Genomic DNA, 14,999 nt, shown 5'->3' with positions numbered 1-14,999 from the left:
CACGCTGCGCGAGAGCCTGGGCCGGCGCCTGCCGGACTACATGGTGCCCTCGGCCTTCGTGGTGCTGGAGGCGCTGCCGCTGACGCCCAACGGCAAGCTGGACCGCAAGGCGCTGCCGGAGCCCGAGCTGGGCGGGCAGGCCCGCGAGTACGTGGCGCCGCGCAACGAGGTGGAGGCGCAGCTGTGCGAGATCTGGCAGGAGGTGCTGGGTGTCGAGCGGGTGGGGGTCATGGACGACTTCTTCCTGCTGGGCGGGCATTCGCTGCTGGCCACCCGCGTGGCGGCGCATGTCCAGCAGCGTCTGGCCGTGGAGCTGACGCTGGCCCATGTGCTGACGCAGGCCACGGTTCGCTCCCTGGCCCTGCAGGTGCAGGCGCTGCAGCGTGAGGCGCTGCCGCCGCTGCTTCCGGCGCCTCAGGGTTCGACGCCCGTGCTGTCCTTCGGCCAGCAGCGCCTGTGGCTGCTGGATCATGTGGAGGGGGGCAGTGCCCAGTACAACGTGGCGGGCGCCTTGCGCCTGCAGGGCGCGCTGGACACCGCCGCCCTGGGTGAGGCCGTGCGGCAGCTGGTCCGGCGGCATGAGGTGCTGCGCACCGCCGTGAGGCTGGATGAGCAGGGACATCCGGTGCCGGTGCTGCTGCCGGCCGAGGAGTTCCAGGTGCACAGCGAATCGCTGGCAGCGCTGGCGCCCGCGGACCGGGAGGCCGCGCTGCCTGGCCGTCTTTCCGAAGAGGCCCGGCGCCCCTTCGACCTGGCCCGCGACTTCATGCTGCGGGTCCAGGTGCTCACGCTGGACGACGAGGACCACGTCCTGCTGGTGACCCTGCACCACATGGCCTCCGATGGCAGCTCCATCGAGCCGCTGGTTCGGGAACTCAGCGCGCTCTACAACGGCATCGTGCGGCAGTCGCCTGCGGCCATGCCGCCCGGAACTCTGCAGTACGCCGACTACGCCCAGTGGCAGCGCCAGGTCCTGCAGGGTGAACGGCTGGAGCGTCTGCTGGGCTACTGGAAGCAGCAGCTGGACGGCGCGCCGCCGGTGCATGGCCTGCCCACGGACTTCCCTCGCCGCATCGATGGCCGCCGTCAGGGCGGCCTCTGGCTCAGTCAATGGAGCCGTGAGCAGGTCGAGGCCCTGAAGCGCTTCTGCGCCACCCGCGGTGCCACGGCCTTCATGGGCCTGCATGCCGCCTTCTCCGTCTGGATGGCCCGCTATGCCGGCAGCCGCGACATCGTGGTCGGCACGCCGGTGGCCAATCGCGGCAGGGCCGAACTGGCGGAGATGATCGGCTTCTTCGTCAACACCCTGGTGCTGCGCCTGGAGCTGCAGGGCGAGCTCAGCTTCGAGGCCGCCGTGCAGCGCAGCAGGCGCACGTTGCTGGAAGCCTACGAGCATCAGCAGGCGCCCTTCGAGCTCCTGGTCGAGCGCCTGCAACCGGAGCGCAGCCTGGCTGTTTCGCCCTTGTTCCAGGTGATGCTGGCCCTGCACGAGGACCGTCGAGATGTGCCTGAATTTGCCGGTGTCCAGGCCTGCTACCTGGCGCGCCAGCCCCAGATGGCCCGTTATGACCTGTGCCTGGATGTGCAGGAGCGGCAGGGTGCCTGGGTCCTGGAATGGGAATTCAACCGCGATCTCTTCAGCGAAGCCACGGTGCGGCGTTTCGATGCCACCCTGCGCGAGCTGCTGAAGGCGGCCTTGGATCAACCCGAGGCCGATGCCTTCAGCCTTCCCATGCTGCCGGCGCAGGAGCAGGCGCAGCTGCAAAGCTTCAACGCCACGACGCAGGCCTTCCCTCAGGACGTGCGCATCCACGAGCTGTTCGAGACGCAGGCGCAGCAGACGCCGCAGGCGCTGGCGCTGACGTATGACGGCCGCAGCCTGAGCTACCGCGAGCTGGACGAGCAGGCCAACCGCGTAGCGCAGTACCTGGTGCAGACCTGCGGGGTGCAGCGCAACGAGCTGGTGGGCCTGTGCATGGAGCGCTCGCTGGAGATGGTGGTGGGGCTGCTGGGCATCCTCAAGGCCGGCGCGGCCTATGTGCCGCTGGACCCGAGCTACCCGGCGCAGCGCCTGGAACACATGGTGAAGGACTCCGGGGCGCGGACGGTGCTGATGCAGCAGCGGCTGCTGGGCCAGGTGCCGGTGGAGGAAGCGCAGGCCGTGTGCCTGGACGCGCCGCAGGTGCAGGCGCAGCTGGCGGCTTGCGAGGCCGTGAAGCCAGTGGTGGCGGGCGCCAGCAGCAAAGACCTGGCCTATGTGATCTACACCTCGGGCTCGACGGGCCTGCCCAAGGGCGTGCTGGTGGAGCACCGCAGCGTGGTGAACTTCCTCAGCGCCATGGCCCATGCGCCGGGGCTCGGTGCCACGGACCATCTGCTGGCGGTGACCTCTCCCTCCTTCGACATCCACGGCCTGGAGCTGTTCCTGCCGCTGTCGCTCGGCGCGCGCGTGACCATCGCCTCCGACGACGCGGTGCGCTCGGCGGCGCTGCTCGCTGCGCTGATGGAGCAGGGCGGCATCACGGCCATGCAGGCCACGCCCGCGACCTGGCGCCTGCTGGTGGAGGAGGGCTGGCGCCCGCACCGGCCGATGAAGCTGCTGTGCGGTGGCGAGGCCCTCAGCGCCTCGCTGGCGCAGCAGCTGCTGGCGATGCCGGGGGCCCAGCTGTGGAACCTGTACGGGCCGACCGAAACCACCATCTGGTCCTGTGCACAGCAGGTCCATCAGGCCGCCGATGCGCTGTCCATCGGGCGTCCCATCGCCAACACCCAGATCTTCATCATGGGCGAGGGCGGCGGGCTGGCGCCGCTGGGCGCGGCAGGCGAGCTGTGCATCGCCGGCCTGGGCCTGGCGCGCGGCTACCTCAATCGCGAGGCGCTCACGCTGGAGAAGTTCGTGGACAACCCCTTCCACGATGAGGCAGATCCGGGCAGCAGCCCGCGCATGTACCGCACCGGGGACCTGGCGCGTTGGCGCGAGGACGGCACCCTGGAGTTCCTGGGCCGAATGGACCACCAGGTGAAGATCCGCGGCTTCCGGATCGAGCTGGGCGAGATCGAGGCGGCGCTGGCGGCCTGCGAAGGCGTGCGTCAGGCCGTGGTGCTGGCGCGCGAGGTGAGCGGTGACAGGAAGCTGGTGGCCTATGTCACCGGCGAGGCCGAGGTGGCCGCGCTGCGCGAGGCCCTGCGTCGGCGCCTGCCGGAGTACATGGTGCCGGCGCTCTTCGTCACGCTGGAGTCTTTGCCCCTGACGCCCAACGGCAAGCTGGACCGCAAGGCGCTGCCGGAGCCGGAACTGGGCGCCGACGCGCAGGCCTATGTCGCGCCTCGCAACGAGGTGGAAGCGCAGCTGTGCGTGATCTGGCAGGACGTGCTGGGTGTGGCGCGCGTGGGGGTCACCGACAACTTCTTTGCATTGGGGGGCTCCTCGCTGGACGCCACCCGGATCACGGCCAGGGTGCGCCAACGCTGGGGCCTGGCGCCCACGGTGCAGAAGCTGTTCGCCCAGCCGACGCCCGAGGCCGTCGCCGCCCACCTGGAAAGCCTGAAGCAATCGGCGCTGCTGCAGTTTGACCAGCAGGACGCCCTGAACGAACACGAAGTCGAAATCCAAATCTGATCACCATGAACAAGCTGCTGAACCAACTGAGCGAAAAGGGCATCCGACTGAGCGTGGGTGCCGACGGCAATCTCCTGGTCCGGGGCAATCGAAGCGCCCTGGATGCCGGGCTGCTTGCCGCCCTGCGCGATCAAAAGACAGCGCTTGTCGAGTGGTTGCGTGAAGCCGAGGCGGCGCAGGCCCGGTCCGCGCTGTCGCCGCTGCCGCGGCGCGACGGCCGCCTGGCCGCGTCCTTCGCCCAGCAGCGGCTGTGGGTGCTGGACCGGGTGGATGGCGGCAGCGCCCACTACAACCTCAGCACGGCGCTGCGGCTGCGCGGATCCCTCGACATCCAGGCCGTGGCGCAGGCCCTGAGCCGCATCGTCGAGCGTCATGAAAGCCTTCGTACCGTCTTCGGCATTGACGCCGAGGCGCAGGTCTTCCAGCAGATCCTGCCGGCGCGTCCGGTCCAGGTCCGGTTCGAGGACCTGTCGGTGCACGAGACCGCGCTGCGGGAACGCCGCCTCGAGGCCGCGCTGGACCGCGAGACCGCGACCTCCTTTGACATCGAGCGCGATCCGCTGCTGCGCGCCGCCGTCTTCAAGTGCGCGGCAGATGAGCACGTGCTCAGCGTCACGCTGCACCACATCGCTTCGGACCGCTGGTCGCTGTCCCTGGTCCTGCAGGAGTTCTGCCAGCTCTATGCCGAGCAGCTCGGCGGGGCGCCTGCGTCCCTGCCGGAGCTGCCGGTGCAGTACGCCGACTACGCCGCATGGCAACGCCAGCACACCCAGGGGGAGGCGCTGGAGCGGCAGCTGCAGTTCTGGCAGCGCCAGCTGAGCGGTGCACCGACCCTGCACAACCTGCCGCTGGACACGCGCCGGCCGGCCCAGCAGTCCTATCGCGGTGGTCTGGTTACCCAGCTGATCCCCCACGCGCTGGCCGAGCGCGTGCGGCAGTGGTGCCAGGGTGCGAATGCCACGGTCTTCCTGGGCGTCTACAGCGCCTTTGCCGTGCTGCTGGCGCGCCTGAGCAATGAGCGCGACCTGATGGTCGGCACGGCCGTCGCCAACCGGGAAATGCCGGAGATCGGCAGCCTCATCGGCTATTTCGTCAACACCCTGGTGCTGCGCAGCGACCTCTCCGGGGCCCCGGGCTTTGCCGAGGTCGTGGAGCGCCATCGCGCCCTGATGGGGGCCGCCTTCGAGAACCAGGGCGCGCCGTACGAGCAGGTGGTCGAGCGCCTCAATCCGGCCCGCTCCCTGGCCCACAACCCGGTGTTCCAGATCATGTTCGGCCTGAACGGGGCCGAGAGCACCGAGATCCCGCTGCCCGGGCTGGCGAGCGAGCTCCTGCCCCGGCACGGCACCCTGTCGCAGTACGACCTCTCTCTGGACGTCACCGATCGCGCGCAGGGCCTGGAGTGCGTGTGGGAGTACAACACCGACATCTTCGAGAAGGCCACCATCGAGGCCTTCTCGCGGGCCTTCCAGCATCTGCTCGGTGCGCTGCTGGACGAGCCGGACCGCTGCGTCTTCGACCTGCCCCTGATGGACGAGCAGGAACGGCGCTCGGTGCTGGCCAGGTCCCAGGGGCCGCGCCGCCCGCAGGAGGCGCAGCAGCGCGTCCACGAGCTCTTCGAGGCGCAGGCGCAGCAGACGCCGCAGGCGCTGGCGCTGAGCTTCGAAGGCCGCAGCCTGAGCTACGCGGAACTGGATGATCAGGCCAACCGCGTGGCGCAGTACCTGGTGCGCACGTGTGGAGTGCAGCGCAACGAGCTGGTGGGCCTGTGCATGGAGCGCTCGCTGGAGATGGTGGTGGGGCTGCTGGGCATCCTCAAGGCCGGTGGCGCGTATGTGCCGCTGGACCCGAGCTACCCGGCGCAGCGCCTGGCGCACATGGTGACGGACTCCGGGGTGCGCAAGGTGCTGATGCAGCAGCGGCTGCTGGGTCAGGTGCCGGTGGAGGAAGCGCAGGCCGTGTGCCTGGACGCGCCGCAGGTGCTGGCGCAGCTGGCGGCTTGCGAGGCGAGCCAGCCGGTGGTGGCGGGTGCCAGCAGCGAGGACCTGGCCTATGTGATCTACACCTCGGGCTCGACGGGCCTGCCCAAGGGCGTGCTGGTGCCGCACCGCGGCGTCGTCAACCTGGCCCGGGACCTGATCGAGCGCTACGGCATGACGGCCTCCGACCGCATGCTCCAGTTCGCGCCGATCAGCTTCGACATGTCCGTGGAGGAGATCTTCACCACGCTGTCCAGCGGCGCCTGCCTGGTGCTGCGCACGGACGCCTGGATCACCTCGGCCGCCGAGTTCTGGCAGCGCTGCGAGGCCGAGCGCCTCACCGTGCTGAACCTGCCGACGGCCTTCTGGACCGAGCTGGCCACGACGCACGCCGCGCGACCCTGTGCGAGCGTGCGCCATGTCTCCATCGGCGGTGAGATGGTCTCGGACGCCGCCCTGAAGGCCTGGTACCAGCACGAGGGGCCGCTGCCCCGGCTGATGAATGCCTATGGTCCGACGGAATGCAGCGTGAACGCCACCGTCGCCCTGCTGCAGGCGCAGGGGCGCAGCACCATCGGCACCCCGATTGCCAACACCGGCACCCTGGTCCTCGACGACCGCCAGGCGCCGGTGATGGACCGCCTGGTGGGCGAGCTGTACCTGACCGGCCAGGGCCTGGCCCTGGGCTATCTGAACCGGCCCGAGCTGAGCGCCGAGCGCTTCGTGCCCAATCCCTTCCACGACAGCACAGACCCAGCGAGCAGTGCGCTGATGTACCGCACCGGCGACCTGGTGCGCCGCCTCCCCGGGGGCGAGCTGGAGTACATGGGCCGGACCGACGACCAGGTCAAGATCCGCGGCTTCCGTGTCGAGCTGGGCGAGATCGAATCGGCGCTGGGCCGGGTTGACGGCGTGCAGCGCGCCGTCGTCCTGCCGGTGGTCGGCGAGGCCGGCGTGCCCCGCCTAGTGGCCTACTGGGTTGGTCAGTCCGACGAGGCAGCGCTCAAGGCCGCGCTGGGCCGTCAGCTGCCGGATTACATGATGCCCAGCGCCTTCGTGGCCCTGGACGAGCTGCCGCTGCTGCCCAACGGCAAGATCAACAAGAAGGCGTTGGCGGCACTGCAGGTCGAGTGGACGGCGGCCTATGTGCCGCCGGCCAGCGAGGCCGAGCACCTGCTCTGCGACATCTGGTCGCGGGTTCTGGGCGTGCCGCGCGTGGGCGTGACCGACAACTTCTTCGCGCTGGGCGGCCACTCCCTGCTGGTGATGCGCCTGATGGCGCTGCTGCGCGAGCAGGGCCATGTGCTCGGTGCGCGCCATGTCTTCGAGGCCCCGACGGTGCGCGAGCTGGCCGGCCGCCTGGTGCCCGCCGCGGCCGCCGAGCCGTTGGCCGAGCTCCCTGCGCGCTTCGACTGGACGGATGCGCCGCGCATCCAGCCGGAGATGCTGCCGCTGCTGGCGCTCCAGCAGGAGCAGATCGACCGCATCGTGGCCCAGGTCCCGGGTGGCCAGGCCAATATCGTGGACATCTACCCCCTGGCGCCGCTGCAGGAAGGCATCCTGTTCAGCCACCTGATGGCCTCGGGCAGTGATCCCTACATCATCCCCACCTTGCTCTCCTTCGCCAGCCGGGCCCGCTTCGAGCGCTTCCTGGCCGCCCTGGACGAGGTGGTCCAGCGCCATGAAGTGCTGCGCACCGCGGTGTACTGGGAATCGCTGCCCAAGCCGGTGCAGGTGGTCCTGCGCCGCGCGCAGGTCCCGCTGCAGTGGCTGGACATCGAAGGCGAGGGCGCTGCACTCGAGGCACGCATGCGCGAGCTGTGCGAGCCCGAGCGTCAGTGGATGGACCTCAACCAGGCGCCGCTGATCCGCCTGAAGGCCGTGGAGGACCCGGCCAGCGGCCGCTGCCTGGTCTGCCTGCAGGTGCACCACCTGATCGACGATCACGTGGCCATCGAGGTGATCGAGCGCGAGACCTCCCTCATCATCGACGGGCGGGCCGCCGAGCTCCCGCCTTCGGTGCCCTACCGCAACTTCGTCGCGCATGCGCTGCGCACCTTCGACGCCGGCCGCGCCCAGACCTTCTTCAGCCAGATGCTGGGTGAGGTCAGCGAGCCCACCTTGCCCTTCGGCCTGGCCGAGGTGCAGGGCAGCGGCGACGGCATGGACGTGGCACAGGTCCGCCTGCCGGCAGCGCTTGCCAGCCGCATCAAATCCCTGGGCCGGCAGGGCAGCCGCAGCCCGGCGGCCCTGTTCCATGCCGCCTGGGCCCTGGTGCTGGCGAGCTGCTCGCGCCAGGAGGAGCCGGTCTTCGGCACGGTGATGTCCGGTCGCATGGGCGCTCTGGCCGGCATGGACCAGGCCCTGGGCATGTTCATCAACACGCTGCCGGTCAGGGTCAGCCTCTCCGAGAAGAGTGCCGCCGCCCTGGTGGACCAGGTGGCGCAGACGCTGCAGTCGCTGGTCGAGCACGAACAGACGCCGCTGCCCCTGGCCCAGCAGTGCAGCGGGGTCGCGGCAGGGCAGGCGCTCTTCAGCGGCATCCTGAACTACCGCCATACCGCGCCCAGGTCCGAGGTGCCCCACATCTCAGACATCGAGGTCCTGACCTCGCATGAGCGCACGAGCTATCCCTTCAACCTGGCCGTCGACGACCTCGGCGATGGCTTCTCCCTGGAGGTCCAGGTGCCGCCCGCCATTGGCGCGGCCCGCATCGCGGACTACGTGGTGCGGGCGGCGCAGGGGCTGGTGGAGCGTCTCGAGACGGGCAGCGAGGAAGACGTGCTGCACATCTGCGTGCTCGCCGAGCAGGAACTGCAGCGCCAGATGCGCGAGTGGAACAGCGGCTTCACGCCCTATCCCTCCGACACCACCATCCATGCTCTGTTCGAGGCCCAGGCCGCGCGCACGCCCGACGCACTGGCGCTGCTCCATGAAGACGAGCGCGTCAGCTTCGCCGAGCTGAACCGCCGCGCCAACCAGCTGGCCCACTTCCTGCGCTCCAGCCTGGACCTGCGCCCGGACACCCTGATCGGCGTGTCCATGGAGCGCTCGGTCGACATGATGGTCAGCCTGCTGGGCATCCTGAAGGCCGGCGCAGCCTACGTGCCGCTGGACCCCGCCTATCCCAGCGAACGCCTGCTCTACATGATCGAGGACGCCGGCCTGGGTCTGACGCTGTGCTCGCAGAGCCAGGCTCAACGCCTGAGCTTGCCGTCGACGCAGACGATCTGCCTCGACGAGGCGGGCACCCGCGAGAAGATCGCGGCGGCACCCGACGGCAATCCCCAGGTGCCTGCGCTGCAGGCCCACAGCCTGGCCTATGCCATCTACACCTCCGGATCGACGGGCAAGCCCAAGGCCGTGCTCATCAACCACCAGGGGCTGTGCAATCTGGCCCATGACCAGCGCTTCACGCTGGACATCACGCCGGACTCGCGCGTGCTGCAGTTCGCCTCGCTGTCCTTCGATGCGGCGACCTGGGAATGGGCCATCGCGCTGATCAACGGTGCCGCCCTGGTCATCCCCAGCGGCGAGGTGGCGAAGTCGCCGCCCCTGCTGTCGGAGCTGGTCGAGCGCACCGGCGTCACGCACTCTGCCATGACGCCGGCCCTGCTCCCGCTGCTGGACTTCCAGCAGTGGGCGGGGGTGCGGGTGCTGGTCGTCACCGGCGAGGCCTGCCCCTACGAGCTGGCCGAGCAGTGGGCCCGTGGCCGCCGCCTGGTCAATGGCTATGGTCCGACGGAGTCGACCGTGTGCTCCAGCGAGGGCGACTTCAAGCCCGGCCAGGGCCATCTGCACATCGGCCGTGCCATCCGCAACCTGCAGCTGCACGTGCTGTCGAGCCGCATGCAGCTGGTGCCCATCGGCGTGCCGGGTGAGCTCTATATCGGTGGTGTCGGCCTTGCCCGCGGCTATCTCAACAGGCCCGAGCTGACGGCGGAACGCTTCGTTCCCAACCCCTTCTTCAATCCGGAGGACCCCTCCAGCAGCGACCGCCTCTATCGCACCGGCGATCTGGCGCGTTGGCTGGACAGCGGCAACCTGGAGTTCGTCGGCCGGGTGGACCACCAGATCAAGCTGCGCGGCCAGCGCATCGAGCTGGGCGAGATCGAGGCGGCCATCCAGGCCGTCCCGGGCGTGGCGATTGCCGTCGTGCTGGTCAAGGAGATCGTGGCCGGCGACCGTCAGCTGATCGCCTACGTCACCGGAGGCGTGACCGCCGAGGTGCTGCGCACCGCGCTGCAGGCGCGCCTGCCCGACTACATGGTGCCGGCGGCCTTCCTGACGCTGGAGCAGATGCCGCTGACACCCAACGGCAAGATCGACCGCCGGGCGCTCCCGGACCCCGATCCCAGCCTGTTCCAGTCCGAGTACCAGGCGCCCCGCACAGCGCTGGAGACGGCCCTGTGCGCCCTCTGGGCTCAGACGCTGGGCCTGGAGCGGGTCGGCGTCTCCGACAACTTCTTCCTGCTCGGCGGCCACTCCCTGAGTGCGATGAGCGTGGTGGCGCTGGCCAAGGAGCAGGGCCTGTCGGTCTCCATCCGCCAGATCTTCGCCAACCCCACCGTCGCCGGCCTGGCCGCGATCCTCGAAGCCGCCGCCCCGGCCGGCGAGGAGGAGTCCGCGCCCGCCAACCTCATCCCCGAGGGCAGCCAGTACATCACGCCGGACATGCTGCCCCTCGTGACCCTCAGCCAGCAGGAGCTCGACACCGTCGTGGCAGCCGTGCCGGGTGGTGCGGCCAACGTCCAGGACATCTACCCGCTGGCACCGCTGCAGGAAGGCATCCTGTTCCATCACCTCGCCGCGGGCACGGGGAGCGATCCCTATGTGATGGCCACGGTCTGGGACTGCGACAGCGAGGACTCGGTCGCGTCCTTCCTGGAGGCGTTGCGCTTCATGACCACCCGGCACGACGTGCTGCGCACGGCCGTCCAGTGGCGGGACCTGTCCAGGCCGGTGCAGGTGGTGCTGCGCCAGGTCGAGCTGGACATCGAGACGCTGTCCTTCGACACGCTGGCTCAGGCGCATGCGGAGGTGCTGCAGCTCAGCGATCCCCAGCGCCAGCGCCTGGACCTGGGCCGCGCGCCGCTGCTGCGCGTCACCATCGCCCGTGCGGGTGATTCGCCGCGGCGCTACATGCTGCTGCAGTTCCACCACCTGATCGGCGATCACGTCGCGATGGAGATCATCGAGCGCGAGGCGGCGATGTTCCTGGCGGGGCATGCGGCGCTGCTGCCGCAGCCGACGCCCTATCGCGACTTCGTCGCACGCGCCCTGCGCCAGCGGGATCGCGACGATGCCCGCCATTACTTCACCGACAAGCTGGGCGAGGTGAGCGAGCCGACGCTGCCCTTCGGCCTGGCCGATGTGCAGGGCGATGCGGGCGCCATCGAGGAGTCCCAGCTGCGCCTCGCCCCCGGGCTGGTGGAGCAGCTGCGCCAGCAGGCGCGCCGCCGTGGCCAGAGCGCAGCGGCGCTCTTCCATGCGGCCTGGGCCCTGGTCGTGGCCGCGTGCGCCGGACGCAGCGACGTGGTGTTTGGCACCGTGCTGTCCGGCCGTGTGGACGACGGCGCCGCCGCGGCGCAGATGCTGGGCATGTTCATCAACACCCTGCCGCTGCGGCTGCAGCTGCAGGGGCAGGACGCGGAGGCGCTGCTGCAGCAGGTCGGCACGGCCTTGCGGGAACTGATGGCGCATGAGCAGACGCCGCTGAGCGTGGCGCAACGCGCGAGTGCCGTGCCCAACGGGGTGCCGCTGTTCAGCGCGCTGCTCAACTACCGTCACAGCGAGGAGCCGGACCAGTCCACCCAGGACGTGCTCGGCCTGAAGCTGATCGCCGGCCAGGAACGCACGAACTATCCCTTTGCGCTCAATGTGGACGACCTGGGTCGTGGCGGCTTCGAGCTGTCTGTCCAGGTGCAGCGCCCCATCGGCGCGGCGCGCGTGCTGAGCTATGTGCACACCGCGCTCCAGGGCCTGGTGCGTGCGCTGGAAAGGCAGGACCCGACGCCGGTGCGGCAGCTGGCCATCCTGCCCGAGGAGGAGCAGAACCGCCTGCGACTGGCCTTCAACGCGACGACCCGCTCCTGCGCCGGCGAGGCGCTGACCCATCAGCGGGTGGAAGCGCAGGCGGCGCAGAACCCCGATCGCATCGCCCTGAACTGGGGCGATCAGGCCTTGAGCTATGGCGAGTTGAACCGCCGTGCCAACCGCCTGGCGCATCTGCTGGCAGGCATGGGCGTGGGCCCGGATGTGCGGGTGGGCCTGTGCCTGCCCCGTGGTCTGGACTGGCCCGTCAGCCTGCTGGCCGTGCTCAAGGCCGGGGGCGCCTATGTGCCGCTGGACCCGCGCCTGCCGGCCTCGCGTCTGCAGTTCATGGCGCAGGATGCCGGCTGTGCCGTGCTCATCACCCATCGCAGCCACAGCACGCTGGTGCAGCTGGAGACGGCCGCCACGCTGTGCCTGGACGAGCTGGAGGCGCCGCTGGCAGCCAGTGCCGAGCACAACCCCGAACGCCCGGTCAGTGCCGAGGACCTCGCCTATTGCGTCTACACCTCGGGTTCCACCGGCCAGCCCAAGGGCGTGGCCGTGCCGCACCGCAGCCTGCTGGGCTTCATGACGCATGTGGACTATGCGGCCTTCGACGCGGACTGCGTCAGCCTGCACTACTCCTCCGTGTCCTGGGATGTGCTGACGCTGGAGCTGTGGCCCGCCCTGTGCCAGGGGGGCCGCTGCGTGCTGTTCGACGGCGAGGACGTCAGCCCGCAAAGCCTGGCCCGCTCGCTGCAAGCCGGGCAGGTCAACACCTTGTGGCTGACCGCCGCCTTCTTCAGCACTTTCGTCGACTCGCAGGTCGAGGCGCTCGGCGGTCTCAAGCAGCTAATGGTCGGCGGTGACCGGGTGTCGGCGGCGCATGTGCGCCGGCTGCGCGCCCGTTGGCCGGCGCTGCGCGTCGTCAACGGCTACGGGCCGGTTGAATGCACCGTGTTCAGCGCCTGCTACGTCGTCCCCGAGCAGCTGGAGGGCGAGCTGCCCATTGGCCGGCCCATCGGCGATCGTCGCATCTACCTGCTGGACGACGCAGGCCATCTGGTGCCGTCGGGAGCCGCCGGCGAGCTGGTGGTGGCGGGTGGTGGCGTCGCCCGTGAATACCTCAACCTGCCCGAGCTCAGCCAGGAACGCTTCCAGGCGGACCCGTGGGTGGCGGGCGAGCGCATGTACCGCACGGGCGACCTGGCGCGCTGGCGCGAGGACGGGGTGCTGGAGTTCCTGGGTCGCCTGGACCACCAGGTGAAGATCCGCGGCTTCCGTATCGAGCTGGGCGAGGTCGAGGCGGCACTGGCGGCCTGCGAAGGCGTGCGCGAGGCCGTGGTGCTGGCCCGCGAGGTGGCGGGCGACAAGAAGCTGGTGGCCTACTTCACCGGCGCCGCCGAGGTGGAAGCCTTGCGCGGCACGCTGAGCCAGGTCCTGCCGGACTACATGGTGCCCTCGGCCTTCATGGCCCTGGAGGCGCTGCCGCTGACGCCCAACGGCAAGCTGGACCGCAAGGCCCTGCCGGAGCCCGAACTGGGCGCACAGGGCCGCGAGTACGTGGCGCCGCGCAACGAGATCGAGGCGCAGCTGTGCGAGATCTGGCAGGAGGTGCTGGGCGTGGCGCAGGTGGGCGTCACCGACCATTTCTTCGAGCTCGGCGGGCACTCGCTGCTGGCGATGCAGCTGAGCTCGCGGGCGCATGAGCGCGGCCTGGCGCTGACGATCCGTCAGGTCTTCACGACCCCGACGGTGCAGGGCCTGGCCGCGGCATTGGCCCAGGCAGAGCCGGCGGCGCCGGACTTCGTGGTGCCACCCAACGCCATCCCGGCGGACTGTGAGCACATCACACCGGAGATGCTGCCCCTGGCCACGCTGAGCCAGGAGGAGATCGACGCGATTGCGTCACAGGTGCCGGGCGGCATGGCCAACATCCAGGACATCTACCCGCTGGCCCCGCTGCAGGAAGGCATCCTCTTCCACCACATGGCGGCAACCGAGGGCGGTGACCCCTATGTGCTGGCCATGCTGTGGTCCTGCGAGAACGAGCAGGCGGTGACGGCCTTCCTGGACGCGCTGCGCTTCATGCTGCAGCGGCACGACGTGCTGCGCACGGCGGTGCAGTGGAAGCAGTTGCAGCAGCCCATGCAGGTGGTGCTGCGCCGGGCGGAGCTGAAGGTGCAGGAGCTGGCCTTCGAGACGCAAGAGCAGGCACTGGCGCAGATGCAGGCGCTGTGTGCTCCCGAGCTGCAGCGCATCGAGCTGGACCAGGCGCCGCTGCTGCAGGTGCGCGTGGGCCGTGCGGCTCACGGTCAGGAGTGCTACCTGCTGCTGCAGTTCCATCACCTGATCGGCGATCACGTGGCGATGGAGATCATCGAGCGTGAAGCCGCCGTGTTCGCGGCTGGCCAGGCGCAGCAACTGCCCGCGCCCGTGCCCTACCGCGCCTTCGTGGCGCGTGCGCTGCAGCAGCGCGAGCGCAGCGACGCCCAGGCGCACTTCCGCGCCGAGCTGGCGGACGTGACGGAGCCCACGCTGCCCTTCGGCCTTTCCGACGTGCAGGGCGACGGCGCTGGCGTGGACGAACGCAGCCTGAAGCTGGATGCCACGCTGGCGCAGCGCCTGCGCCGGCAGGCGCGTGAGCGCGGGGTCAGCGCGGCGGTGCTGTTCCATGCGGCCTGGGCCCAGGTGGTCTCGGCCTGCGCGGGACGCAGCGACGTCGTGTTCGGCACGGTGCTGACGGGCCGTGCACAGGAGGGCGCGCAGTCCGCGCAGATGCTGGGCATGTTCATCAACACCTTGCCGCTGCGCGTGCAGCTGCAGGGTCAGGACGCGGAAGCCCTGGTGCGCCAGACGGCCCGCAAGCTGCATGAGCTGATGGACTTCGAGCAGACGCCGCTGGCGCTGGCCCAGCGCTGCAGCGGGGTGGCCAATGGCGTGAGCCTGTTCAGCGCGCTGCTGAACTACCGCCACAGCGAGGTGATGGACGAAGCCGCGCAGCGCGAGCTGGGCATGCGCATGATCGCGGGCCAGGAACGCACCAACTACCCCTTCGCGCTGAACCTGGACGACTTCGGCGAGGGCGGCCTGGAGCTCAATGCCCAGGTGCGTTCGCCGGTCAGCGCCCAGCGCGTGCTGGGCTATATGCAGGCGGCGCTGGAGAGCCTGGTGCAAGCGCTGGAGACGCAGAGCCCCGTGCCGGTGCAGGCGGCCAGCGTGCTGCCCGCGCAGGAACTGGCGCAGCTGCAAGGCTTCAACGCCACGACGCGGGCCTTCCCGCAGCACGTGCGCATCCACGAGCTCTTCGAGGCCCAGGCACAGCAGGCCCCGCAGGCGCTGGCGCTGAGCTTCGAAGGCCGCAGCCT

At 70.1% G+C, this 14,999-nt stretch carries 2 protein-coding genes; both read left to right on the top strand.

The window, feature by feature from the left end:
- On the top strand, nucleotides 1-3,619 hold a 3,619-nt coding region (locus tag ABDJ40_RS24335; RefSeq protein ID WP_347613662.1), incomplete at its 5' end, for an amino acid adenylation domain-containing protein.
- A 5-nt stretch (nucleotides 3,620-3,624) separates the two neighbouring features.
- A partial coding sequence (locus tag ABDJ40_RS24330; RefSeq protein WP_347613660.1) for an amino acid adenylation domain-containing protein occupies nucleotides 3,625-14,999 on the top strand: 11,375 nt, incomplete at its 3' end.

The sequence above is a fragment of the Roseateles flavus genome (assembly GCF_039872765.1).
In the GTDB taxonomy this organism is placed as follows: Bacteria; Pseudomonadota; Gammaproteobacteria; order Burkholderiales; family Burkholderiaceae_C; genus Roseateles_B; species Roseateles_B flavus.
The sequence above is the reverse complement of the archived record's forward strand: the minus strand, read 5'-3'. Positions and strand labels throughout refer to the sequence as shown.